The 24,853-nt window shown below is 72.3% G+C and carries 22 protein-coding genes and 1 tRNA gene; 15 read left to right on the forward strand and 8 right to left on the reverse strand.

The genetic code is table 11. The annotated features are described in order from the left end of the window. Positions 1-67: 67 nt before the first annotated feature. On the forward strand, positions 68-1,156 hold the full coding sequence (locus tag WMF36_RS32455) for a hypothetical protein (protein WP_437574642.1): 1,089 nt from the start codon (positions 68-70) through the stop codon (positions 1,154-1,156). A 69-nt stretch (positions 1,157-1,225) separates the two neighbouring features. Here WMF36_RS32455 and WMF36_RS32460 read toward each other — a convergent pair whose 3' ends face one another. Beyond that, positions 1,226-2,674, reverse strand: a complete 1,449-nt coding sequence (locus WMF36_RS32460) for an MXAN_5187 C-terminal domain-containing protein (RefSeq protein WP_437574643.1) — start codon at positions 2,672-2,674, stop codon at positions 1,226-1,228. Between the two features lie 81 nt (positions 2,675-2,755). Between WMF36_RS32460 and WMF36_RS32465 the strand changes: the two genes are divergently transcribed. The 3 genes from WMF36_RS32465 (at position 2,756) to WMF36_RS32475 (ending at position 6,020) form a co-directional block, all read left to right on the forward strand. Beyond that, a complete protein-coding gene (locus WMF36_RS32465; RefSeq protein ID WP_437479100.1) occupies positions 2,756-3,847 on the forward strand; it encodes a histone deacetylase family protein in 1,092 nt (363 codons plus the stop codon). Positions 3,848-4,007: 160 nt separating this feature from the next. Then, positions 4,008-4,083: transfer RNA gene (locus tag WMF36_RS32470), tRNA-His, on the forward strand. Positions 4,084-4,637: 554 nt separating this feature from the next. Beyond that, positions 4,638-6,020: a hypothetical protein gene (locus tag WMF36_RS32475; RefSeq protein WP_437574644.1), complete on the forward strand. Its 1,383-nt coding sequence runs from the start codon at positions 4,638-4,640 to the stop codon at positions 6,018-6,020. Positions 6,021-6,099: 79 nt separating this feature from the next. Here WMF36_RS32475 and WMF36_RS32480 read toward each other — a convergent pair whose 3' ends face one another. Then, complete coding sequence (locus WMF36_RS32480; protein ID WP_437574645.1) at positions 6,100-6,381, reverse strand: hypothetical protein; 282 nt, start codon at positions 6,379-6,381, stop codon at positions 6,100-6,102. 305 nt (positions 6,382-6,686) lie between these two features. Between WMF36_RS32480 and WMF36_RS32485 the strand changes: the two genes are divergently transcribed. Next, positions 6,687-7,190, forward strand: coding sequence for a response regulator (locus tag WMF36_RS32485; RefSeq protein WP_437574646.1), 504 nt, complete (start codon positions 6,687-6,689; stop codon positions 7,188-7,190). A gap of 155 nt (positions 7,191-7,345) precedes the next feature. Next, positions 7,346-7,780, forward strand: a complete 435-nt coding sequence (locus WMF36_RS32490; RefSeq protein ID WP_437574647.1) for a YqaA family protein — start codon at positions 7,346-7,348, stop codon at positions 7,778-7,780. Positions 7,781-7,797: 17 nt separating this feature from the next. On the opposite strand, the gene WMF36_RS32495 is transcribed toward WMF36_RS32490, so the two are convergent. Then, complete coding sequence (locus tag WMF36_RS32495; protein WP_437574648.1) at positions 7,798-8,457, reverse strand: hypothetical protein; 660 nt, start codon at positions 8,455-8,457, stop codon at positions 7,798-7,800. A gap of 279 nt (positions 8,458-8,736) precedes the next feature. Here WMF36_RS32495 and WMF36_RS32500 point away from each other — a divergent pair, with 279 nt between their 5' ends. The 4 genes from WMF36_RS32500 to WMF36_RS32515 all read left to right on the forward strand — a co-directional run bounded on the left by WMF36_RS32500 (position 8,737) and on the right by WMF36_RS32515 (position 12,521). Continuing rightward, positions 8,737-9,648, forward strand: a complete 912-nt coding sequence (locus WMF36_RS32500) for a hypothetical protein (RefSeq protein WP_437574649.1) — start codon at positions 8,737-8,739, stop codon at positions 9,646-9,648. Between the two features lie 6 nt (positions 9,649-9,654). Next, complete coding sequence (locus WMF36_RS32505; RefSeq protein ID WP_437574650.1) at positions 9,655-10,515, forward strand: protein kinase domain-containing protein; 861 nt, start codon at positions 9,655-9,657, stop codon at positions 10,513-10,515. 96 nt (positions 10,516-10,611) lie between these two features. Then, positions 10,612-11,787, forward strand: a complete 1,176-nt coding sequence (locus WMF36_RS32510) for a cystathionine gamma-synthase (RefSeq protein WP_437574651.1) — start codon at positions 10,612-10,614, stop codon at positions 11,785-11,787. A 167-nt stretch (positions 11,788-11,954) separates the two neighbouring features. Continuing rightward, entirely contained in the window at positions 11,955-12,521 is a 567-nt protein-coding gene (locus tag WMF36_RS32515) for a hypothetical protein (protein ID WP_437574652.1), read from the forward strand. Between the two features lie 42 nt (positions 12,522-12,563). Here the strand turns inward: WMF36_RS32515 and WMF36_RS32520 are convergent, their stop codons facing one another. Further along, a complete protein-coding gene (locus WMF36_RS32520) occupies positions 12,564-13,427 on the reverse strand; it encodes a Stp1/IreP family PP2C-type Ser/Thr phosphatase (protein ID WP_437574653.1) in 864 nt (287 codons plus the stop codon). A gap of 350 nt (positions 13,428-13,777) precedes the next feature. Continuing rightward, positions 13,778-14,335 (reverse strand): ribosome recycling factor, encoded by a 558-nt coding sequence (gene frr, locus WMF36_RS32525; RefSeq protein ID WP_437574654.1) that lies wholly within the window; start codon positions 14,333-14,335, stop codon positions 13,778-13,780. Positions 14,336-14,574: 239 nt separating this feature from the next. Between frr and WMF36_RS32530 the strand changes: the two genes are divergently transcribed. The 5 genes from WMF36_RS32530 (at position 14,575) to WMF36_RS32550 (ending at position 20,522) form a co-directional block, all read left to right on the forward strand. Then, positions 14,575-16,050: a sigma-54-dependent transcriptional regulator gene (locus WMF36_RS32530; protein WP_437574655.1), complete on the forward strand. Its 1,476-nt coding sequence runs from the start codon at positions 14,575-14,577 to the stop codon at positions 16,048-16,050. 92 nt (positions 16,051-16,142) lie between these two features. After that, complete coding sequence (locus WMF36_RS32535) at positions 16,143-16,610, forward strand: peroxiredoxin (RefSeq protein WP_437574656.1); 468 nt, start codon at positions 16,143-16,145, stop codon at positions 16,608-16,610. Positions 16,611-16,666: 56 nt separating this feature from the next. Next, a complete protein-coding gene (locus WMF36_RS32540; RefSeq protein WP_437574657.1) occupies positions 16,667-17,320 on the forward strand; it encodes a DNA-3-methyladenine glycosylase in 654 nt (217 codons plus the stop codon). 154 nt (positions 17,321-17,474) lie between these two features. Then, entirely contained in the window at positions 17,475-18,590 is a 1,116-nt protein-coding gene (locus tag WMF36_RS32545; RefSeq protein ID WP_437574658.1) for a hypothetical protein, read from the forward strand. Between the two features lie 57 nt (positions 18,591-18,647). Further along, positions 18,648-20,522, forward strand: coding sequence for a DUF885 domain-containing protein (locus tag WMF36_RS32550; protein WP_437574659.1), 1,875 nt, complete (start codon positions 18,648-18,650; stop codon positions 20,520-20,522). 10 nt (positions 20,523-20,532) lie between these two features. On the opposite strand, the gene WMF36_RS32555 is transcribed toward WMF36_RS32550, so the two are convergent. The 3 genes from WMF36_RS32555 to WMF36_RS32565 form a co-directional block, all read right to left on the reverse strand. Then, positions 20,533-22,125, reverse strand: a complete 1,593-nt coding sequence (locus WMF36_RS32555; RefSeq protein WP_437574660.1) for a peptide chain release factor 3 — start codon at positions 22,123-22,125, stop codon at positions 20,533-20,535. Positions 22,126-22,217: 92 nt separating this feature from the next. Further along, positions 22,218-22,877 carry a hypothetical protein gene (locus tag WMF36_RS32560; protein WP_437574661.1) on the reverse strand — a complete coding sequence of 220 codons (660 nt, stop codon included), beginning with the start codon at positions 22,875-22,877 and terminating at the stop codon, positions 22,218-22,220. Positions 22,878-22,979: 102 nt separating this feature from the next. Next, on the reverse strand, positions 22,980-24,845 hold the full coding sequence (locus WMF36_RS32565; RefSeq protein WP_437574662.1) for an FAD-dependent oxidoreductase: 1,866 nt from the start codon (positions 24,843-24,845) through the stop codon (positions 22,980-22,982). Between the last annotated feature and the right edge of the window lie 8 nt (positions 24,846-24,853).

A 24,853-nucleotide genomic window follows, 5' to 3' on the forward strand; every position in this document is an offset into this window, starting at 1 on the left:
GCTGCCGTCGCCACCCCACCCCGCCCCACCCCACCCCGCGCGCGAGGCGGTGATAGCTTCGCGGGCGGTGCTGCTCTCCCGCGTCCGCCTCGCCCATGTCGGCCCGTTCGATGACCTCTCGCTCTCCTTCGAGGACGCCGCCGGCGCGCCGCGCCGGCTCGTGGTCCTCTTCGGCGGAGACGGCGTGGGCAAGACCTCGATCCTGTCGGCGATCGCGTCGACGCGGCCCGGGTACGCGGTCGCACAGCTGAGATCGCGCGGAGACGACGGCTCGCCCCCGCTCGTCGTCACCGACTGGATGCTCGGCACGGACGACCCGGCGCGCGCGCACCCGCTGCGCGTCGCGAGCCCGAACGCGCGCCTCGACGAGCCCGAGGACGCGGCGCTCCTGCGGCGGAGGGAGCAGGCGCTGTTCGAGCGGCGCGCGGCGGAGGGGGGCTTCGTCCTCGTGGCGCTCTCGGGCGCGCGCTGGTTCTCCCGCACGTCGATCCTGCTGACGACGCCCGAGCGCAGCATCCTCCGCTACGACGTGCGCGCGGCCGCGAGCTTCGACGACGCGACGCGCACCGATCTCGCCCGCGAGACGAAGCAGGTCCTCTCGTTCATCCCCGTCGCGGCCGCGATCGCCCGCGACCGCGCGGAGAGCCAGCCGGAGGCGCGGCCTCCCGCGCGAGCGGACGCACAAGGAGAGCGGCTCGGCGCGCTCGAGCGCGCGCTCAAGGAGGTGCTCGAGGCGCTGCTCGAGGGCCACGACGCGACGTACGCGGGCGTCGATCCGCTCCGGCTCGAGCCGATCTTCGAGCGCGCGAACGGCCAGCGCGTCGATTTCGACGAGCTCGGACGGAGCGCGCGGCACACCATCGCGTTCGGCGCGCTGGCGCTCCGCGCGCTCGCCTCCGCGCACCCGACCGGCGATCCGCGGCTCGCCGAGGGGGTGGTGCTGATCGACGACATCGAGGCGCAGCAGCCGGTGCACCGCCAGCGATCGCTCGCCGCGCGCCTGCGCGCGGCGCTGCCCAACGTGCAGTGGATCGTCACGACGTCGTCGCCCGCGATCGCGCTCGGCTGCGAGCTCTCCGACGTGATCGCCCTCCGCCGCGAGCCCTCGTCGGGGCGCGTCGAGCTGCACGAAGGCCCGGACGCCGTGCTGCACTGAGCCGCGCGGCGGCGGCGGCGCTGCGCGCTCCGCCTCTCCCCTGGCGCCCGAGCCCGGGCGCCGCGCGCGTCAGGCGAGCGGCACGGCGAGGAGCACGATCTCCTTGCCCCGGACCTCGATCTTGTAGCGCATGGGCTTGCCGTGCTTCTGCCCGAGCTCGAGCTCGCTCGACTTGAGGCGGGCGACGAACGCGTCGCGGGTGATGTGATCCACCGGGTCGCCGAGCGACTTCTTCGCGGCGATGTACTCGGCGAAGATGCGCGCGTAGTAGGCGTCCTCCGGCTCCTCGAGGAGCGCCTTGGCGTCGGCCGGGATCTCGCCGGGGGACAGCGCGGCCATCCGCTCGTCGACGTCGAGGGCGTCACGGAACGACGCCGACGTGGGCGCGCGCGACGGGCGCCCCTCGGCGTCGGTCTCGTCCTCCTGCACGCCGAGCAGCTGGTTCAGGAGCGAGTTCAGCCGGAACACGAGCCCGCCGAGCTCGGCGTGCTCGATCTCGAACCGGAGGTCGGTCCGGCCGTTCATGATCGCGAGCAGGCCGTCCTCGATCTCGGAGACCGGCTGCGAGATGTACGCGTCCAGGAAGTAGGCGGCGATCACGACGAGCACGAGCCCGAGCGCGGTGACGCCGAGCAGCGGCCAGAGCAGCGAGCTGGCGAGCCCCGGCGTCTGGAGCTGCGCGATGCTGAGGAGCACCGCCCGCCGCCCGTCGCCGTACCCGTCGAGCGCGTGCCCGACCGCGCTGTACTCGCCGGAGAGCCCGCTGATGTCGACCGACCGCCCGGAGCTCAGCGCCTGGAGGGCGCTGTCCTTCGCCGGCGACGCCGTGAGCGCCGCGACGAGCTGCGGCCGGGCGTCGCGCGACTTCGCGACCACGTCGAGCCCGTCGCCCGACTGCATCGCGACCACGAGCAGCCGCCCGCTCGTGCGCTCGCTCGCGTTGGTCAGCCGCTCGTCGTTCAGCGCGGTGCCCACCGCGACGGCGCCGATGATCTGCCCGGCGTCATTGCGGATCGGCGCGTAGGACGCGAGCAGCTGCTCGTTGCGCGCCCGGCTCACCCACACGTCCGAGCCGGTCACGCCCTGCTCGATCGCGCGCTTCAGCGACGGGTAGACGGCGCCGAGGTTGTCCCCGCGCATGAGCGCCGAGGCGTTCCGCCCGAGCACCACGCCCTTCGTGTCCACCAGGACCACGAGAGAGGGCGGGGTCCTGGCCAGCTCGGGCGAGGCGGCGACCGCCTCCCGGATGGCGTTGGCGGCGCTCGTGGCCGCCTCGGCGCGGGCCGGGGCGGTGCCGGCGTTGAACGGCTCGCGCAGCTTCGGGTCGCTCGCGTGGGAGGCGAGCCACCGCTCCAGCACGAGGCCGTCCACCTGAAGCTGCGCCATGGCGGCCGCGAGCGCGCGCGACGCCTCGCCCGGACGCCCGATCTCCCCGAGGGAGGCGCGCGTGAGGGCGTACGAGAGCCCTCCGACCATGAGGACAATCACGGCGAAGACTGCGATGATCTTTCCGCGCATCCTGCGTCTCCACTCCTTCTTTCCGGGGCCCAGGGCACGCTACCATCCGCTGCGGCGCTGCTACAACTCTCCACCCAGCTCATGGTGCACTTGAATCAGCCGCACTCCGAGGCCCCGCGCCTCTACGTCGTCGACGACGCGCTGTTTGAACAACATCGCGCGCGCGGCGCCCACCCCGAGCGCCCGGAGCGCCTCGAGGCCGCCCGGCGGGCGATCGAGCGCTGCGCGGCGTCCGGCCTCTCGCTCGAGAGCGTCGCGACGCGCGACGCCACCGAGGAAGAGCTCGCCCGGGTCCACGCCCCCCGGTACCTGGAGTCGCTGGGTCGGGTCAGCGGGCACTACGCGGCGCTCGACCCCGACACGTACGTCGTCCCGCGCTCGGTCGACGCGGCGAGGCGCGGCGCCGGCGCCGCGGTGGCGCTGGTCGAGGCGGTGCTCGCCGGCCCCGGCCGGCTCGGGGTCGCGCTGCTGCGGCCGCCCGGCCACCACGCGACGCGCGACGCGGGCATGGGCTTCTGCCTCCTGAACAACGTCGCCGTGGCGGCGAGGGCCGCGTTGAACAGCGGGCTCTCGCGGGTGGCGGTGATCGACTTCGACGTGCACCACGGCAACGGCACGCAGGACATCTTCTGGGACGACCCGCGGGTGCTGTTCTGCTCGCTGCACCAGTGGCCGTTCTATCCCGGCACCGGCGCCGCCGAGGAGCTCGGCGGCGGCGAGGGCTCCGGCTACACGGTGAACGTGCCGCTGTCCGACGGGGCGACGGATGCGGTCTACGAGGCGGCGTTCGACGAGCTCGTCCTGCCGGTGCTCGACGAGTACGCGCCCGAGCTCATCCTGGTCTCGGCCGGGTTCGACGCGCACGAGCGCGATCCGATGGCGGCGATGAAGCTGTCGCGCTCGGCCTACGCGGCGATGGGTCGCCGGCTCGCGGCGATGGCGAAGGCGAAGGCGGGGGGGCGGCTCGCGATCTTCCTGGAGGGCGGCTACGACCTGGCCGCCCTCGAGAGCTCGCTCACGGCGGCGCTGCTCGCGGCTTCCGGCCGCGAGACGGCGGACGAGCCGACCGGCGCGGCCGGGCCGCCGGCGCAGCGCGCGCCGATCTCGACGCGCCACCGCGCGGACCTCGACCGCGCCCGCCGGGTCGCGCTGCGCCGGTGGGCGACGCTCTGAACGAGCCGCCCGGGGCGGGGGGGCGCAAATCCTCGGGGCGCGGGAGGCCGCCGGAGGCCGCGGGAGGGAAAGAGCGACGCGCGGAGCGTTTACCCGATTGCACTCTGCGCGGAGCTGAGTATTCTGCCAGGCCTTCGCAGCCCCCGGGCCGCGAAGAACGGTGGGTATAGCTCAGTTGGTAGAGCACTGGATTGTGGCTCCAGTTGTCGCGGGTTCGATTCCCGTTACTCACCCCAGGTAGAACAGCCCGAAATCGTTAGCGAAAGCGGCGACCCGACGGCGCGCGTGGGCCTCACGGGCATGCGCGTGCACACGGGTGCCTCCCGGCGGCGCGGGCAACGCCCCGCCCATCGCCAGGGACGGCGGCCCCGGCAAGCGCCGCTTGGCGAGCGCGGTGCCTCCAGCGCCCGCGCAGCAGCCCGACCCGTCGAGCCGCGCGCCCCTGCCCACGGGGAGCGACGCGCGCGTCCGGGCCATGCGCTCCATCCCCGAGCCACCCGCGAGCCACGGACGTCCTCCCCCGGCCGACTTCGCGCAGGCATGCCCTCGTCCGAGCGCGCGACGCGCTCCAGGCGGTCGCTCTCCATGAGCGCGCTCGCACGTCACATCAAGAGCGCGCTCGCGCATCACCCCGCGAATCGCTCGATTCAATAACTACTCTTCTGGCGCACCGCAGAGCTCGATTCATGGATATCTCCCCATCGCGGTGAGCCATTATCCCCTCTCCCGGAGACAGCAAGTCTCGCCTCTGTAACCCGTTCGCCACAGTACCTGCGTAGCGTCGGCGCGCATGAAAACCACTCTCCCTGGGAGCCGCGCGCTGGCCGCGCGCCTCATCTCTGCCGTTTTCCTCGCGGCCTTCGCGCCCGGGCTCGCGGCGTGCGCCGCCCCGCCGGACGATGTCGCGGATCCTGCCGAGCTGCCGGCCCCCGGCGCTGTCGATGTCGTCCAGCCGCTCAAGCTGTCCGAGCGCGCCCGCGTCCCCGAGAAGGAGCCGGGGTTCGTCGCCGCGGAGCTCGGGGATCACGAGCTCGTCATCACCCACGACGGCAGCCTGCCGCCGTTCGCCGCGGGCGACGTGCTCGGCGGCACGCAGGGCGGCGGCTACCTCGCCCGCGTCGTGCGCGTCCGCGTGCTCGACGCGGCGCGGGTCGCGCTCGAGACGACGCCCGCCGACCTCACGGAGTTCATCACCGAAGGGCATTTCCACGTCCACTACGACGCGCGCGAGTACGCGCAGGCCATCGACGAGCACCTCGCGCGCGCTCGCGAGATCGGCGTGGAGGACGGCGAGCAGATCGCGAGCCAGGCGGAAGCCCTGAAGATCTCGTCCGGCGCCTCGATGAAGCTGTTCGAGCTCTCCTCGGCCTCGCTCCCGGCCTCGTGCGGGGTCGGCGCGCACGGGACGGCGGCGCTCGACGTCACGGCCGAGCTCTCTCCGGTGCTCGACTTCGAGGTCCACGTCGGCCCGCGGGGCACCATCAACCCGGTGCCGGAGCTGAAGCAGCTCCGCTTCGTCGCGTCGGGCAGGCTCGACGTGAGCGCCGAGCTCCACGGCGCCGGCACGATCACGGGGCGCTGCACCGTCGATCTCCTCGAGCTCGCCGGGGGCGTCCCCAGCGTGCCGCTGCCGACGCTGACGTTCTGGGTGGGCCCCGTGCCCATCGTCGTCACGACGAACGTCGTGCCGAGGGCGAAGGCCGACGTGGGGCTGTCCTTCACGGCCGCCGAGGTCGTGGCCGAGGCGCAGACGACCGCCGAGCTCAGGGCCGGGGTCGAGTACAAGAACGAGACGTGGCGCACGATCTGGGAGCCCTCGTGCTCGGCCTCGGGGACAGCCTCGATCGGGGCGCCCGGCCCGATCACGGCGTCCGGCAAGGTGAGCGCCGGCGCCGAGCTCCGAGCGCGCCTGTACGGCATCCTCGGTCCGAACATCGGAGTCCAGGCGTATGCGCGCGTCAGCGCGGAGACCGCGCCGCCCTACTGCTCGTACGACGCGCGGGTCGACGGCGGCGTGCGCGCCTACGCCGAGGCGGAAGCCGGCGTGTCGGTCGGCCCGCTGGACCTGACGTTCAAGAGCCTCGATCTGGTCGATCTCGAGCTCCTGCGCTTCGACGGACCGCACACCTCGGGCAAGCTCCGCGACGCGCCCGAGTGCGACGCGGAGCCGTGATCGCGCCGGACATCATCGCGCCGGACATCCGGCCGGGAGGCGCGGCGCGCCCCGCCTCCCGCGCAGGCGCTCGCCGGGCTCAGGGGTCCGCGCACGCGACATAATCACAGGACGCCTCGTTCACGCACGCCTCGGTTCGTTCCACGAGATCGGCTCCCTCCATGCCGAGGCACGCGGTCTCACAGCTGGTCTGGCTCGGCGGCGGTGCCTCTTGCTCCTCCGCGCAGAGGATGCGGTGCTTGCAGAGCTCACTGCACGCGTGCAAGCTCTCTTCTCCCTTGCACCCGGCGGCGCCCGCGGCAGAGAGGCCGAGAGCGGCGGCGATGACGAGGCGAATCGATCGGAGTCCTGCGTTCTTCATGGGCAGCTCATCTCGGTTGTAGGGCTCTTCCCGGCGAGCGACCGGCTGCCGGCAGCCCGGGTCAGCGCACGAGAAGACGAGCGCGCGACCCGGCACGATCGCAGCGCTCTGCAACAGGCCTGCAGGCCTCACCATGAGGCCACGCCGCCGCGCCCAGCATAGACGAATCCCACGCCGCCGCCCACGGCGCGCCGCTCCCGCGCGCGCGCACGGCAACCTCGCCGCGCCGCCGCGCTGGCTCGATGCGCAGGACGTGGTACATCGTGGCATGGGCGCCCCGACGCGCCCTCCACGTCCCAGGCCGAATGTCCTCCAAGGAATCCGATACCCTGCTCGAGGCCGACCCAGCCCAGCGGCCGGATCGCGAGAAGCCCGAGTCCACGCGGCTCCCTCTCGTGCTCGTGGTCGACGAGGACAGGAGCCTCTGGCAGCCGCTCGGCGCCCTCCTCTCGGAGCGATATCACCTCGTCGTGTGCACCTCGGCCCTGGACGGGGTCGCCGCGTTCACCGAGGATACCTGCGCCGTGATCATCGATGTGCGGATGTCGGGGCAGGACGGCTTCTGGGTCTGCGACCAGATCCGGAAGGTGCAGCCGGAAGTGCCCGTGATCTTCTATTCGGCGTATCAGGACGAGAAGGACTCGTTCGAGGTCATCAACGCGCACCGGCCGTTCGCCTACGTCGACAAGCACGGCGCCGCGCAGAGGCTCCTCGACGCCCTCGAGAAGGCGACGCGGATCTTTCAGAGCACGCTCCGCAGCAGGCGGATCATCGAGCGGCTCCAGCGCCGCCGGCAGGAGGCGGTCTGACGCCGCAGACGAGCGAGCCGCGCCGGCGCGACGACCGGCGAGATCTGTGGCGCACGCTGGTCCAGCTGGCGCTCAGCCTGGGCGCGCTCTTCGCGCTCATCGCGCTCGCGGCGCACCTCGCGCGCGATCAGCTCGACGCGCTCGGCCGCGGGTTCGTGCAGCGCTTCGGCCTCGCCGGGATGTTCGTCGGCACCTACCTCGCCGATGCGTTCTCCTTCCCGATCCCGCCGCAGTTCTACATGCTGACGGCGATCTCCTCGGGAGGCTCGCAGGTCGCGCCCATGATCACGATCTCGGCGGCCTCGCTCCTCGCCGGCTACACGGGGTACCGCCTCGCCGGCCACCTCGCGCGTCTCCGCATCTTCGCGGCGCGCCTCGAGCGGACGCGGCCCAGGATAGACCGGCTCTTCGACCGTTACGGGTACTGGGCGATCGCCGTCGGGAGCCTCTCGCCGATCCCCTTCTCGATGCTCTGCTACATGTCGGGGCTGTACCGGATCCCGCCGCGGTACTTCTTGACCATGGTGCTGTTCCGGGTGCCTCGCCTCCTGGTCTTCTACGCCCTCATCCGGCTGGGATGGAGCCAGTGAAGCCGGAGGCGTGAGCTCTATCTGGGGCTGTCCGTCTCCTCGGACGGGTTCACCCGGACGCGCTCCAGGATCTGATCGACCATGCCGAGATCGATCCCGGAGCGCTCCACGACGTTCCTGGAGAACAGCCGAGTCGCCTCCTTCGCGAGCTCCTCGTCCGGGAGGAACGGCCGCGCGGGCGACCGCGGCGCCGGCAGGCCGATCTCCTTCTCGAGCTCGGAGATCGCCCGGATCATCTCCTGGTAGCAGGCGGAGGCGATCTGCACGGAGAACGGGAAGACCTGGGCATTGCCCCGGCCGGCGCGCACCGCGTGCAGCGTCGCGGCGGCCTGCTCGGCGAACTGGCGGCTCCCGAACGCGTTGGCCATGTGCGCGTACATCGCGATGGACTCCTGGTCCGCCGCGAGGTCTTCCTCCCTCGAGCGCGGCGCCCCGGCCGCAGGCGCCGAGGACCACCGGACGATCGTCCGCGCGTAGTCGTCGAGCGCGCGCCGCTGGAGGGCCAGTCGCACCAGGAGCGCTTCCCGCCGCTGTCTCTGGAGCTCCGCCCTCTCCTCGTGCTCGGCCCGCCGATCCGCGCTGAGATCTGCCGATCTGCGCGCCAGGTAAGCGCCGATGAAGAGGGCGACGCCGTTGCTAACAGCGATGAAGAGCATCTCCAAGATCTTGGGATCCATGCCGTTCTCAAGACTTCTAGCACGTTCGCGCGGAACGCAGAGATATGCCGCATGACGCGAAGAAAAGTTGGCCACCTCCCTCCCCCCGTGCAGGTGCGTCGCCATCCTACAGGCAGCCGCGGCGCAGCGCTCGCCGGCGAGCTCGCCGCGCCACGACGCCCGGCGCCCGGGGGGGCGCCGAGCGGGCGCGCCGGGCGTCGTGCGCGTCGTCGATAGCGCGCGCATCGTCGGCGCCGCCCGGGCGCCCGGGCGCGCGGGCAGCCATGATACGATGTTCGCATGACCGGCTCACGCGACGCAGGGGCGGGCCCGCACCTCGCCTGGCTGGAAGGCCCGCTGCGCGAGGCGCTGGAGAGGAGCCTCGCCGACCGGCTCGCCGGCAGCCCCGGGGCGGAGCTCAACCTGGACAACGCGTTCTGGGGCGCCCCCGCGCCCCGCGACCTCGGCGAGGCGCTCACCCGGCTCGGGCCGACGTGCGTCAACGTGGTTGCGCGCGTCTTCGAGCGGTTCCACGACATCGACCCTACGCTCGGGCTGTGGACGCAGATCAGGTATCTGCGCAACGTGTGGGTCGGCGGGAGCGCGGGATTCAAGGTGGTCTACGCCGAGCCGGCGGCGATGCGCGAGCGCCTCGACGGCCAGTTCGCGAGGACGGGCGGCCGCCGCATGGCGCGCGACACGATCCTCGGGGGGATCGAGCACCAGCGAGGCGCGCTGCTCGGCGCCCTCGCGGGGAGCATGGGCTCGCTCCTCCGGGGCGGCGAGCCGCTCGACGCGGACAGCTGGCGCGAGGTGCACCGGCCCGATCAGGAGGCGGTGCACGTCTGCGTGGGCAAGCGCGAGCCGCGGCCGCCGGAGCTCGATGACATCCACCTCGACTGGAGGTCGCCGGTGGTGGGCGTGAACGAGGCGACCCGCCGCTGCCGGTATGGCCTCCTCATCGGCGTGGTCCACTGGATGCAGGCGCGGTTCGGGCTCGGCAAGCCGGTGTTTCCGTTCCAGAGCCTCGATGACCGGATCGCCGCCCTCTCCGCGCGCGAAGGCGCGCCGGCGCGCTGGGCCGAGTTCGCGGCGCGCTGGCGCGACGCGCGGTGGACGCTCGCGATGCGCGGCAGCGACGGCGCGGACGAGGCGCTGCGGTGGCTCCGCGAGTGCGACGAGCTGGCCCCGGCGCAGGGAGGGGGCGGCTGAGGGCCCATGCCCTACCCCGCTCCCGACGGCACCGAGTTTGTCGAGCACCTCGGCACGGGCGCCACGTTCGACGTGGCGCTGGTCCGGCTCGGAGGCCCGCCGCGCGCTCCCGCGCTCGTGTGCAAGCGCCTCGTCCCCCGCGTCCTCCACGAGCACGCCGGGCGGGCCGCCATGGTCCGCGAGGCGAAGGCGCTCTCCCTCGCCCGGCACCCTGCCCTGCCCGCGCTCGCGCGCGTCGGCGCCGACCGCCACGGCCCCTTCCTCCTCGAGAGCCGGCGCGAGGGCGCCTCCCTCCGCGACGTGCTCGACGGATGGCGCGGCCGCGGCCGGCCGCTGCCCGCCTCGCTCGTCGTCCACGTCGTCCGGACCGCGATCGAGACCCTCGCCGAGCTCCAGGAGCTCGAGGACGCCGGGGGACCGCTCGGCTTCGTCCACGGCGATCTCGGCCCCGATCACGTGCTGCTCGGTCCGCTCGGCGACATCGGCCTCGTCGATCTCGGCGCCGCGCGGTTCCGCGGCATGGATCCGGATCTCGAGACCGCCGACCGGGGCACCCTCCCGTTCGTTGCCCCCGAGATCGCCCGCGGCGAATCGCCGCCGACCGCGCGCGGCGACGTCTACGCAATGGCGGCGACCCTCGTCGCCTTCGCCACCGGCGCGCCGCTCACGCGCGCGCGCGAGCAGGCCGCGAAGCTTGTCGAGATCGGCGAGTCGGGCCTCCGCCTCGAGGCGCTCGCCGCGGTGGAGGCGCTCTCGCCGGGGCAGCGCCGCGCGCTCGTTCGCGCGCTCGATCGCGATCCAGCGCGCCGCGTGGAGAGCGCGCGGGCGCTGCTCGACGCCTTCGACGCAGCCGCTCCGCAGGGCTAGCTCCGCCCGCGGAAGCGGGGGAGGACCCCGCGCGCGCCGGGCCCTCGTGCCCGCCAGGAGTGGACGCACGCGGCCCATGGGATAAGTCTCGCTCGCATGAAGCCCCACCTAGGTCACGACAGGCTCGCCCTCGACACGCTCGCCATCCACGCCGGACAGCCGCCGGATCCGACGAGCGGCGCGGTCATGACGCCGATCGTCCTCGCGAGCACCTTCGCGCAGGAGCGGCCGGGCGATCACAAGGGGTTCGAGTACTCGCGCAGCGGCAACCCCACCCGCAAGGCGCTCGAGACGTGCCTCGCCGCGCTCGAGGGCGGGCGCCACGGCTTCGCCTTCGGCAGCGGCTCCGCGGCGACCGCCACCCTGCTCCACACGCTCCGGCCCGGAGATCACGTGCTCTCGGGTGACGACGTCTACGGCGGCACGTTCCGGCTTTTCGACAAGGTCATGCGGCCGATGGGCATCCGCTCGACCTCGGTCGACATGAGCGACCTCGACGTCGTCCGCAGCGCCCTCACCCCGGCCACGCGGATGATCTGGATCGAGACCCCGACGAACCCCATGCTCAAGATCTCCGACATCGCCGGGATCGCCGGGGTCGCGCGCGCGCACGGGGCGCTGCTCGTGGTCGACAACACGTTCGCCACGCCGGTGCTCCAGCGGCCGCTCGACCTCGGCGCCCACGTCGTGGCGCACTCGACAACGAAGTACCTGAACGGGCACTCGGACGTCGTCGGCGGCGCGCTCATCACCTCGGAGGACGCGCTCGCCGAGCGGGTCGGGTTCCTGCAGAACGCGCTCGGCGCCGTGCCGAGCCCGTTCGATTGCTACATGGTGCTCCGCGGGATCAAGACGCTCGGCGTGCGCGTGCGCCAGCAGTGCGCGTCGGCCGCGCTCATCGCCGCGAAGCTCGCCGAGCACCCCGCCGTCCAGGCGGTGCACTACCCCGGCCTGCCCACGCACGCCGGCCACGCGCTCGCCGCGCGGCAGATGCTCGCGCCCGGTGCGATGATCTCGCTCGTCGTGCGCGGCGGCCTCCCCGTCGCCTCGCGGTTCCTCGAGCGGCTCGCGATCTTCTCCTGCGCCGAGAGCCTCGGCGGCGTCGAGTCGCTCGCCGAGCACCCCGCCCTCATGACCCACGCCTCCGTGCCCGCGGCGGCGCGGGAGGCGCTCGGCATCGCCGACGGCCTCCTCCGGCTCTCGGTCGGCCTGGAGGCCAGCGAGGACCTCTGGAACGACATCGCGCAGGCGCTGGGGGACGCGCACGCGTGAGCGCGCGCCGGACGCGCGTGCGCCCGCGGCGCGGAGGCTCGCGCTCGCGCGGCGCGCGGAGGCGCGCGCTCGCCGCGTGAGGCGCGGCCGCCGTTTGATCGCGGACCCCCGAATACGATAGAAGCGAGGTGCGGCCTCGGGGCCGCCATCTACCACCGGAGCTTGCCATGAGTCTCGCCCGCCTCGGCTTCGTGCCCGTGCTCGGTCTTCTACCCCTGCTCGGCCTCGGCTGCAGCGACGCCGAGGCGCCTATCCCGCGCGGCGCCTACTCCCTGAACTTCGTCGACCCAGGCATCGACTGCAACGTGTCAGGGCACTCGGAGATCCTCGGCGACGTCACCGCCGACCAGAAGACCCGGATGCTCGCCGACGGCGAGGAAGGCGCCACGGTCGACTGCTCCGTGACCGGATCGGGCACCTTCGCCGTCACGGGGAGGGCCAAGAACAGCGCCACCGCCACGGAGATCCGCGTCAAGATCGACGGCATCAGCCCCACCGCGACGAGAGAGATGCCCGCCACCGGCAGCGTCAGCTTCTCGTCGGCGAGGACGAGCGGCATCGCCTTCACCTCCACGACGGAGGAACAGTGCACGTTCTGGTTCGACCCCGAGAGCGAGCAGGGGGTCGACGCAGGCAAGATCTGGGTCGCCTTCGAGTGCACGGCCGTGAAGAGCGGCCGGGATATCTGCGAGATCAGGCTGGGCACCCTGTCCTTCGACAGCTGCGGGGCCTGAGCCGACCCGGACGCCCGGGGTGCTGACCGCGCGCCCCGGGCGTCAGTTCTTCTCGGAGCGCGAGCCCGACGCCGCCGGGACCGTCGATCGCTCGCCCATGTTGACCTGCTGCGAGTCGGCGGGCGGGCCGAGGGTCGCGCTGTTCGGGAGCGCGGCCTCGTCCTGATCGTCGATCCGGATCACGAGCGCCGTGATGTTGTCCTCGCCGCCGTTCTCGTTGGCCTTGGCGATGAGCCGGCGGCACATCTCCGGCACCTCCGCGGTCGAGCTCACGATCTGGAGGATCTGGTCGTCCGAGAGCATCCCGCTCAGGCCATCGGAGCAGAGCAGGTAGACGTCGCCGGGCTGCGGCTCGTCGTTGATCAGATCCACGGCGACGCTGTCGTTCATCCCGAGCGCGCGGGTGATGACGTTGCGCGGGAGCTCGGCCCGCTGCTCCTCGGTGAGCTCGGGCATCGCCATGATGTAGTCGTTGAACAGCGAGTGATCGCGCGTGAGCTGGCTGATCGAGCCCTTGCGGACGCGGTACGCGCGGCTGTCGCCGACGTGGCCGACGTAGATGCGGTTCTTCTTCTTCGAGAAGAGCGCCCCCACGACCGTCGTGCCCATCCCGGCGCAGTCGCGCGACCGGATGCTGCGCTCGAAGATCTGGCGGTTGGCCACGCGGATGCCCGCCTGGAGCCGGTTCTCCTCCTCCGACAGGCTTGTGTCGAAGTGGAACGGCCAGGTGGCGTCCTCCCGCGACGTGGACCGGAAGAAGTCCGCGATCGACTCGGTCGCCAGCCTGCTGGCGACGTCCCCCGCGCGGTGGCCCCCCATGCCGTCCGCGACGATGAACAGATCGTACTCCGATAAGACGGCGTAGCTGTCCTCGTTGTGGTCGCGTTGGAGACCAACGTCCGTCATTCCTGAAGCGATCGCTCGCATAACCTCGGGAATCCTTGAGACGGCTCCGGGCCTTCGGCTTCGAACACCAACCGTTTCATGCTACCGAAAACCTGTCAAGCAGGGCCTCTCGCACCACAATGGGCGTCTTCCAACGTCCACCAAAGTCCACTCGCCGACCTTCCTGATCCTACCGACTCGAACCGGGGGGACCGCAAGCCTCTTTTTCATTGAACGCTTCATTGTCGGCCCGGGCCTTGATCCCGGCACGGCCTCGGGTCGCGCGCCGGCAGCACGGCGAGGCGCATGCGCGGCGCCACCGCCCCGGTCTTCAAGCTCGGTGGCCGGCGCCACGCTGCCGCGGATCCCGCTCACACGTCCAGGATGTCCTTTTCCTTGGCGGCGATCACCGCGTCGACCAGCCTCGTCCCCTCGGCCACCGCGTCCTCGACCTTCTTCTTCGAGCGGTCGGCCTCGTCTCCGCTGACCTCGCCGTCCTTTTCGAGGGTGTCGATCATCTCGTTGGCGTCCCGACGATGCTTCCGGATGGCAACTTTACAGTCCTCTCCGTTCTTCTTCGTCAGCTTCACCATCTCGCGGCGCCGCTCCTCGGTCAGCGGCGGGATCGGGAGCCGGATGAGATCCGCGTCGACCTGGGGGTTCAGGCCGAGGTCGCTCTCCCGGATCGCCTTATCGACCGCCTTCACCTGGTTCTTCTCCCAGGGCTTGACCGTGATGAGCCGCGGCTCCGGCACGGACACGGTGGCCATCTGCACGAGCGGCGTCGGCACGCCGTAGTAATCGACGCGGATGCCGTCGAGCATGGCCGCGTTCGCGCGCCCGGTGCGCACCTTCGACAGGTCTCGCCGGAGAGCTTCGATGGCCTTGTCGATCCCTTCGCGCAGCTCCTTGATGACGTCCTCGAGCATGATCCGGCTTCCTCCGTGGGGGGCTCGCCCAGCCCGTCCTCTTCGCGGGCGGGCGCGGAGCTTACCGCGTATTTCTGGGCCGGCGGAGAAATCGATCCGCCCCGGTGCCGCCGGCGTCGCGGTCGGCCGAATGCTCCCCCCCGTCCGGACGCGGCGCAGGCGCGCGCGCGCCCGGGCGCGCCACCTCCGCTGTCACGGTCGCGCCGAGCTGTAGTAACTCTGGGAGGCAGGGCGACCCGATGCGCGATCTGGACTGGAACAGCTTCGACGTCCTCGTCGTCGACGACGAGCAGGACAACCTCGATGCGTTCCGGTTCGCCTTCAGAAAGTCGTTCAAGCTCCACTATGCGCTGGGCGGCGCCGAGGCCCTCTCGCTCATCGATCGGCTCGATCCTGCGGTGATCGTCGCGGATCAGCGGATGCCGGGGATGAGCGGTATCGAGTTCCTCAAGCAGGCGAAGGAGCGGCGGCCGGACGCCGCGGGCGTGCTGCTCACCGCCCACGCGGACATGGCGGTGCTCATCGATGCGGTCAACTCGGGCGCGGTCGACCGCTACGTCCAGAAGCCCTGGAACTCGAAGGAGCTCGCCGTCATCCTCCGGCAGGCGATCGGCGGGGTCGCGACCCTCCGGGAGAACCGGCGGCTGCGCGAGCAGCTCGCGCACTACGCCGGCTACCTCGAGCGCGAGCAGCGGGACCCGATCGATTTCGGGGAGATCGCCGGCGAGAGCGAGGCCATGCGCGAGGTCGCCGCCCGGATCAGCGAGGTGGCGAAGGCCGCGACGCACGTGCTGATCGAGGGCGAGGAGGGGGCGGAGAAGGAGGTCGTCGCCCGGGCGATCCACGTGGGCTCCCCGCGGGAAGAGCAGCCGTTCGTCAAGGTGACGTGCGCCGCGTTCCGGGGCGACGCGCTCGAGCGCGAGCTGTTCGGCTGGCGGCGAGGCGCCTTCGACGGCGCGTTCGCCGAGCGAGCAGGCCGGCTCGATCTCGCCCACCGGGGGACGATCTACCTCGACGAGCCGGCGCCGCTCACGCCCTCGCTCCAGGCGCGGCTGCTCCGCGTGCTCACCGACGGCGAGGTCGAGCGGCTCGGGTCGACCGAGACCACCCGCGTCGACGTGCGCGTCGTGCTGTCGCTCACGCCCGGCATCGAGGAGGCGTGGGCGCGCGCGGGCGTGCTGCCCGAGCTCGTCTCCCGGCTCTCGGTGTTCCCGCTGCGGCTGCCGCCGCTCCGGGAGCGGCGCGAGGACATCCTCGCCCTCGCCGAGCACTTCCTGCGCAAGGTCGCGCGCCGCAACGCGCGCGCGGCCACGGCGCTCTCGGACGAGGCGATCGCGAAGCTCACGGCCTCTGCGTGGCCGGGGAACACGCGCGAGCTGGAGAACGTGGTCGAGCGCGCCGCCATCCTCTCCCGCGGCGACGTGATCCTGCCCGAGCACCTCGCGTTCACCGCGCGCCCCCAGCCGGCCGAGCCGCCCGCCCGCGCGCCGAAGGCCGCGGACCCGGAGGCGGACGCGACCGCAAAGGCGCTCGCCTCGCCGGCGTCGTCGCGGCCGAAGCTCGACCTGAGCTCGCAGCTCGACGACATCGAGCGGCGGGAGCTCCTCGCCGCCCTCGAGCGCTGCGGAGGGAACAAGGCGGAGGTCGCGCGGCAGTTCGGCATGCAGCGAACGACCCTCTATTACCGGCTGAAGCGGCTCGGCATCGACACGTGACGTCGCGCGGGTGGAGCGCGGCACGCCGCGTCAGCGCGCCGCGCCGCCTCGCCTGTCGACGCGGGCGGCGACTTGCGGCAGATTGCCGCGACATGCTGAAGGTCGGTGAGCTCGCGCCGGAGATCGACAAGCTGGCGACGGATGGCCAGCGCTTCGTGCTGTCCGGGCAGGGCGGGCTCTGCACGGTCGTGTTCTTCTTCCCGAAGGCGTTCACGCCCGGATGCACCGTCGAGACCCGGCAGTTCCGCGACAACCACGCCGAGCTCGTGCTCGCCGGGGCGAGCATCGTCGGCATCAGCACCGATGATCACAGGACGCAGTGCAGGTTCGCCGGGTCGAACAAGGTCCCTTTCCCGATGATCGCCGACGACGACCGCAGCGTGAGCCGCGCCTACGGCGTCCTCTGGCCGATCATCGGCGTCGCCCGGCGGGTCACCTACGTCATCGAGCCCGGCATGCGCATCGCGGCGGTGTTCCATCACGAGCTCCGGGCCACGAAGCACCGCGACGACGTGCTCTCGTTCATCGACGAGCGCTTCCGGGCGGCGCGCCCCCCCTGAGCGGGGCGCGCTCGTCCCGCGCGCCGGACATCCCGCCGGAGAGCCGAGAGCCCGCCATGCGCCCCACGCCCGAGCCTCACACGCCCCGCGACGGAGCCGCCGCGCTCCTCGAAGGAGCGGCGCCGCTGCCGCGCGACTTCTACGCTCGCCCCCCGCTCCTCGTCGCGCGGGCGTGCATCGGCAAGGTGCTCGTCCACAGGAGCCCCGAGGGCATCGCCGCCGGACGGATCGTCGAGACCGAGGCCTACCGCGGCCCGGAAGATCTCGCCGCGCACAGCGCCGGAGGGCGACGGACCGTGCGGACGGAGGTCATGTTCGGCCCGGCGGGCCACGCCTATATGTTCATGCTCTACGGCATGCACTGGGCGTTCAACCTCGTCGTGGCCTCGGAGGGGGAGCCGCACGTGGTGCTCGTGCGCGCCATCGAGCCTGTGCTGGGGCTCACGCTCATGAGCCGCCGGCGGGGCGTCGCGCCCGGGCGGGTCGAGCTGACCAACGGCCCTGGTAAGCTCTGCAAGGCCCTGGGGCTCGACCGCTCCGCCTACGGGATGGATGTCTGCGGAGCCCAGCTCTCGCTGCTCCCCGGCGCGGCCGGGCCCATCGGCAGGTCGCCTCGCATCAACGTGGACTACGCAGGTGTGTGGGCGAAGAAACCGTGGCGCTTCTACGAGCGCGGCAATCGCTATGTATCGGTTCCGCCTCGCCACTGAGCGGGCGTGAGGGCGCGCGCGCTCGAAGCGCTCGCGCCCGGGCCACGGATCGCGCGAGAATGGCCGCATGGGATTCTGGCCTTTCGGGAGCCGCGAACCTGCCGATGTCGAGAGCGCTTCGCAGGTCGTCACGGCAGCCATGCGCCGCGAGACCGTGAGGGGAAAGTTAACGCTCTATTTCAAGGATCCGCAGACGCAGAGCGCCGCCGAGAGGGCCGCGGAGCGATGCGCGCAGCTCGCCGGAGACCTGCTGCGCGAGACCGGCGAGCAGGAGCCGCTCCTCGGCAGGGAGGCAGAGCTCGCCGCGGCGATCGCGGCCCGCGCGCCGCGCGGCGTCCCGGCGCTGCGCGCGATCGAGCTCGCGTCCCTGCACGTCGTGGCCGAGCGCACCACGCAGTCGCGGCGCAGCAGGCCGACCCCGGTGCCGCCGCTCTTCCAGGATGCGCCGCGGAGCGCCGGCGCGCGCGCGCCGTCGAGCCGGCCGCCGGCGGGCGGCGCCGGCCGGCTCACCAGCGCGGCGCCGCCGAGCAGCCGCGGCTTCGGGCAGGTGCCCGGCGCATCGCCGGTCGTCGACCCCAACCCGCCGTCGAGCATCCCCCCTCCCAACAGCGTGCGCTCGCCGCCGAGCTCGAGCGCGTACCGCCTCCGCGGCGCGGGGGCGGGCAACGGGCGGGGGTCGAGCCCGGGGCTCATCGGCTCGCCCCCCACGGTGATCGCCGCCGCGCTCGCGCCGCTCCTGCGCGACGCGTCAGCGCGGCTGCTCCTCGGATGTCTGCGTGCGCACGACCTGATCATCGTGCGCCGCGTCGCGATCGATCCCGGCTCGGCCGATCACCTGGCGGCGCTCCTGCCGGTCTCCGAGGCGCCGCCGGGCGAGTTCGAGGCGAGCCGGGCGGCCGAGCTCTCGCGCTGGCACGCGGCGCTCGGCTCGCCCGTGATCAGCCAGCTGCGCACCGAGTCGTGCACGATCAGCGCGCAGAAGGCCCGGATGGCGCTGAGCACCGCGGCCATCGCGCCGGGCCTCGTGGGCGAGCTGGTCGACGCGCTCTGCCGCACCGCCTTCCCGGGCTTCGCGCTGTCGAGCGCCCACATCGATCGCTACGTGGAGCGCGATCTGAGCGAGCTGGCGGCGGAGAGCGTGGCGCGCGTCCTCCGGCACCCGAACCCGAAGCAGCTGCGGCTCGCGCTCGGCCCGCTGCTCGACGCGGTGCAGACCGACATGGACGCGATCTCCGGCCTCGCGAAGGCCTCGCTCGGCAGCCCGCCATGAGGCCGCCGCTCCCCGGGGCGCGTTCCCTTCTCCGCGGGCTTTCGCTAGAAGGCGCAGGTGCGACACCATGATCTCCTCGATGAGCTCTCCACCGTCCAGAGGTCGCTACGGGGCGGCCTTCCCCTGCTCGTCGCGCTGCTCTGCGCGTGCGGATCGGCCGAGCCCACGGTCGCGCCGCCCGCGCAGCCCGGGGCGAAGGGGCCCGTCGTGAGCGCGGTCAACGCGCCGCCCGGCGCCGCGGGCGCGGAGGCGGGCGCGGAGGCGGGCGCCGAGCGGGCGCTCGCGACGCTGTCGGCGCGCGTGCTCGAGGAGTACCTGCGCGACGAGCCGGTCCGCGCCACCGAGGCGGGGGACCACCGGTACGACGGCGCGTGGCCGGACGTCACCGAGCAGGGCGAGGCGGCGCGCCGGCGCACGATCGAGGCCGCGCTGTCCGAGCTCCGGGCGCTGCCCCTGGAGCAGCTCGGCCTCCAGAGCCGCGTCGACGCGGCGATGATCGAGAACCAGCTGCGCTCCTGGCTGTTCGCGATCGACGAGCTCCGCGAGGCGACGTGGAACCCGATGGTCACCACCGGCCTCATCGGCGACGGGCTCGACCCGCTGATCACGAGGAGCTTCGCGCCGCTCGAGGAGCGCCTGCGGAGCCTCGGGGGCCGCCTCTCGGGCATCCCCGCGCTCGTCCGGAGCGCGCAGCAGCGCCTCACGGCGGCGCCGCCGCGCATCCACACCGAGACGACGATCGCGCAGAACAAGGGGCTCATCGCGCTCTGCAAGGCCGAGCTCCCGGCGCTGTTCGCGTCCGCGCCGGCGCAGAAGGCCGAGCTCGACGCGGCCGCGAAGGCCGCCGCCGCGGCGCTCGAGGGCTTCCAGGCGTTCCTCGAGAAGGACCTGCTCCCGCGGAGCGACGGCGACTTCCGGCTGGGCCGCGCGCGCTTCGAGAAGAAGCTCCGCTTCTCGCTGGACGACGCGTCCGTCGACATCGACGGCGTGGTGACGGGCGCCCGCGCGCTGCTCGCGGCGACGCACGCCGAGATGCTGGAGACCTCGAGGGAGCTCTGGCCGGAGCTCTTCGGGAAGCAGCCGTTCCCGCGGGTCGAGACGCAGGACGAGAAGATGGCGGCGATCCGGAGGGTCCTCGACGCGATCGCGGCCGATCGCCCGACGAACGCCACCATCGTGAAGGCGTCGGAGAAGCTGCTCGCGGAGGCGACCGACTTCGTCCGCAAGCGCGACCTCGTGCGCGTCCCGGACGAGCCCTGCCGGGTGATCGAGATGCCGGAGTACCGCCGCGGCGTCGCGATCGCCTACTGCGACGCGTCCGGCCCGCTCGAGGCGAAGCAGGAGACGTTCTTCGCGATCGCGCCGACGCCGAAGGACTGGCCGAAGGCGCGCGTCGACTCGTTCTACCGCGAGTACAACACGAGCATGCTCGCCGACCTCACCATCCACGAGGCGATGCCGGGGCACTTCCTGCAGCTCATGCACAACAACGAGTTCCCCTCGAAGTTCCGCGCGGTCTTCTCGAGCGGCCCGTTCGTCGAGGGGTGGGCGGTCTACACCGAGTGGCTGATGGCCCACCACGGCTTCGGGGGCCCGAAGGTGCGGATGCAGCGCCAGAAGATGGTGCTGCGCATGGCGGCGAACGCCATCATCGACCACGGGGTGCACGCGGGCGCGATGGACGAGAAGGAGGCGCTCGCGCTCATGACGAAGGACGCGTTCCAGGAGGAGGGCGAGGCCGTCGGCAAGTGGCGGCGCGCCCGGCTCACGAGCGCGCAGCTCACCACGTACTTCCACGGCTTCACCGAGATGATGCGCCTGCGCGCCGAGCACCAGGCCAAGCCCGGCTTCTCGGAGCGCGCCTACCACGACCGCCTGCTCAGCCACGGCTCGCCGTCCGTGCGCCACCTCAAGGCGCTCCTCTCGCAGTAGCGCCGCTCTGTCAGACCGGGCTGATCGAGCCGCCTAGCTCCACGAAGCGCGCCTTGGGGAACGCCTTTGCGCAGGCGTCGAGCTGCCATTCGCCCTTGAAGAGCACGACCGCGTTGCCGTGCACGTCGCGGGCGCCGTAGCCGTAGAGGCTCGACTCGAGCTCGGCGAGGGGCACCGGCTCGCCCTCGACCCAGCGGGCCAGGCTGAACGAGAGCCGCTCGAGCCGGGCGTCGACGCCGTACTCGGCCGCGAGCCGGTGCTTCACGACGTCGAACTGGAGCTCGCCCACGACCCCGAGGATGGCCTCGCCCTCCCGCCCCTCCGGCGGCCGGAAGAGCTGCACCGAGCCCTCCTGCGCGAGCTGATCGAGCCCCTTCTTGAGCTGCTTGCGCTTCATGGGGTCGATCATGAGGACGCGGGCGAACTGCTCCGGCGGGAACTGCGGCAGCGCGGCGTACTTCACGGGCGGGCCGCTGCAGAGGGTGTCGCCGATGAGGAACAGCCCGGGGTCGAAGACGCCGATGATGTCGCCCGCGAAGCCGTCGTCCACGAGCGTGCGCTCCTGGGCCATGAACTGCACCGGGTTGGTGAGCCGGATGTCGCGGCCGAGGCGCACGTGGTGCACCTTCATCCCGCGCTCGTAGCGGCCGGAGCAGACGCGGAGGAACGCGATCCGGTCGCGGTGGGCCCGGTCCATGTTCGCCTGGATCTTGAAGACGAACGCGGTGAAGCGGTCGTCGTCCGGGGCGATGGGGCCCTTGTCGCTGCCGCGCGGCGCGGGCGGGGGCATGAGCTCGATGAAGGCGTCCAGGAACTGCGGCAGGCCGAAGTTGGTGATGGCGCTGCCGAAGAACATCGGCGTGACCTCTCCGCGGGCGAGCTTGTCGCGATCGAGCGCGTCGCCGGCGGCGTCGATGAGCTCGATGTCCTCGCGCAGCTGGCGCGCCCCCTCCTCCTCGAGCACCTCGACGAGCTCGGGCGCGTCGAGCGACACGACCTCCATCGGGGCGATCTCGGCGCCGTGCGCGACGAGCTCGAAGAGGAACACCTGCTTGCGCTCGCGGTGGTACACGCCGCGGAACTTGCCGCCCACCGAGATGGGCCAGGTGACCGGGTAGACGCCGATGCCGAGGACCTCCTCGACCTCGCCGATGAGCTCGAACGGGTCGCGCCCCGGGCGGTCGAGCTTGTTGACGAAGGTGAAGATCGGCATCTGCCGGAGCTTGCAGACGCGGAAGAGCTTCTTCGTCTGCACCTCGACGCCCTTCGCGCAGTCGAGGATCATGATGGCCGCGTCGGTCGCCATGAGCGCGCGGTACGTGTCCTCGCTGAAATCGGCGTGGCCGGGCGTATCGACCAGGCTCAGGAGGCGGCCCTTGTAAGGGAACTGGAGGACGCTGGTGGAGATCGAGATGCCACGCTCGCGCTCCATCTCCATCCAGTCGCTGACCGCGTGGGCCCGCGCCTTCTTCGCCTTCACGGCGCCGGCGAGCTGGATCGCGCCTCCGTACAGCAGGAGCTTCTCGGTGAGCGTGGTCTTGCCAGCGTCGGGGTGGGAAATGATCGCGAACGTCTTTCGGCGGGCGATCTCGCGGGTGAGCATTGGATCGGGCACAGCGGCGCGGCAGGATAGAGTCCGGGAGGGCTGCGTCAACCCGACGGGCGACGGACCCGGGGCGGGAGGGGGTGGGGGCGCTATTTCGGGGCGCGGAGGGAGAGGGTGACGGTGACGCCCACGGGGTCGACGCTGGGGGTGCCGATGTGCCGGTTCTTGAGGAACTGACGGATGCAGCGCTGAGCGTCGGGGGTCACGCCACGGGAATCGAGGATCTCGACGCCCTCGGCTCGGCCCCGGACGCGGACAAGGAACTGGAGCTTGATGCTGCCCGTCACGCCGGAGAGGCCGCCATGATCGGCGACGCACTTCGCCAGGTCGGCGGAGACCTTCTCCAGCCGCTTGGCCACGTTCGGGACGTCGCCGTTCATGAACTCGGGCTCCTTGACCTCCACGAGAGGAGGCGGGGCCGAGACGATCGAGGCGTCAGGGGCGCCGCCGTCGATGGGGCCGCCGTCGGGCGGCGGGGCGCCGGCGTCGTCCGGAGGGGGCTCGGGCTGCGGGGACGGCGGCAGCCAGCCGGCGTCCGCCTCGCCCGGCTCGAGGCACCGCACGAAGCCACGGTGCGGGTCCTCCAGCGCGCCGTGCGGACACCGCGGGCCGGCATCCGCGTCAGGCGTCGCGGCGGTGATCCACCCCTGCGCCGGCGGATCCTGCGGCGACGCGGCCTGCGCGCCGCCTTCGGTCGCCGCGCCGACGCAGGCGCCGATGGCGCTCATCGAGAGCGCCAAGGAGACCATCCACTGACCCAGACGCCCACCTGCTGCTCGCCACCGCATCGGCCGCTGTGATACTGCGGAACGGGCGCGCGTACAGCGGAAACGGCGCTTTTTTGTCCCGGATCAGAGGGCGATCTGCGCGAGCGAGCCCGCCGAGGCGTCCCAGAGCGCCCGGGCGCGGGCGAGGACCTCCGCGTGCGCCCCGGTCCCCGCGGTGGGACCCGTCACCGAGACCTCGCCGCCAGGCCCGAGCTCCACCCGCTCGACCCCGGCGTCCGGGAACTCGCCGCGGAGCTCCCTGGTCATCCGCTCACCGATGCGCTCGAGGAGACGCGCGAGCCGGTCGGGCGTGATGTCCCGGAACACGAGCACCTGCGGGAGCTTGAGCTCCGAGACGAGAGGCGCGCGATCGGACAGGCCCCGCTCGGCGAGCCGCCGCTCGACGAGCGCCGCGAACACGCTCCCGTAGGCCCGGTCGACCTGCTCGCGCCGGAACCGCTCGTCGATCGCCGGACCGAGCCGCGTCTCCAGCTGCGCGACGCCGTTCAGCCCGTTGGCGAAGCGCCCCTCGTTCTGCGCGAAGTACTCGCCCCGCGCGCGGAGGTCAGACGCCAGCGACGCGAAATGCTCGCCCATCGTCGAGAGGGCCCGCAGCACGAGATCGGTGAACCGGAGCTCCTCCCGGATCCAGCCCACGTCCGTCACACGGTCGGCCATGAACGGCCAGGCGACGAGGTTGTAGTAGTTGTTGAAATCGAGCAGGTACTTCAGCCGGTAGAGCTCGAAGCTGCCGAACACCGGATACATGCGCTCATAGAGCCGGAGCGTGCTGTCGTACTTGAAGCGATAGTACGCGTCGTACGCCCCCACCCTCTCCTCGAACCCGGACCGGTCGCCGCCCACGTCGGCGAGGATCATCTGCGTGATGAACTCGTTCGCGGTCGCGATGAAATCGGATCCGGGGCTGTAGAACGGATCGGTGAACGCGCCCGCCTCGCCGGTGACGGCGTAACGGTCGGTCGAGAAGTACCGATCCGCGTGGTACGGCAGGTGCGCATAGCTCTGGAAGTCCTCGAGCTCCGCCCCTTCGAGCAGCTCGCGCACGGCGCGGTGGGCGCCCAGGAAGCGCTCGAAGTCGGCGCGCGTGCGCGGCCCGGGCAGCGCGCCGGCCGGCGCGTTCCCCTCGCCGATCCGGTCCTTGTCGAAGACCACGCCCACGCTCATCAACGCGGGTCGGGGATCCGCGTTCGCGGTCCCCTCCAGGTCTCCCGCGAGCGGGATGAACCAGATCCAGTACCCGTCGTACATGAAGTGGTTCGTCGACAGGTGGCGCGACGTGTACCGCGCGCGCGACCGCCACGCCGCGTCGGTGACCGCATCGAGCCCCGCGACGCCGCGGTAGCGCCCCCACGCGGCCGCCGTGTTGAGCCGCGTCTCCTTGTGCACCTTCACGCCGAGCTTGCGGAGGAGCACGTGCCGCCGACCGGAGGCGTCGCACACCCAGCGGCAGGCGACCTCGCGCCGCTCGCCGCCCTGCTCGTAGACCACCCTGTGCCGCCCGCGACCGTCGATCGCGACGTCGACCACCTTGGCGCCGAGCTCGACCTCGGCGCCCGCCGCGCGGTTCATCGCGACGAGATCGCGCTCCAGCCGCGCGCGCTCGAGCTGGAAGCTCGGGTGGAACGGCATGTGGTCGGAGCCGATCTCGCTCATCCGGGGGAGCGGGAGATCCTTGCCCGGCGAGTCGAAGAAGAAGCGGAGCCCGTTCTTGGGCAGCTGGTGCTGGTACAGGTAGGTGCCGAGGTTCAGCCGACGAACCATGTAGTTCGCCGCGACCTCCACCGTGCTCTCCCCGACCTTGTAGTCCTCCATCGCCGCGGCGGCCTCGAGCACGAGGACCCCGAGGTCGGGGCAAGCGAGGCGGAGCTGCCGCGCGAGGAAGCCGCCGGCGATGCCGCTGCCGATGATGACGACGTCGAAGGTGCGCATGACGCCGG

It is taken from the genome of Sorangium sp. So ce887, assembly GCF_051521455.1.
Taxonomy (GTDB): Bacteria; Myxococcota_A; Polyangia; order Polyangiales; family Polyangiaceae; genus Sorangium.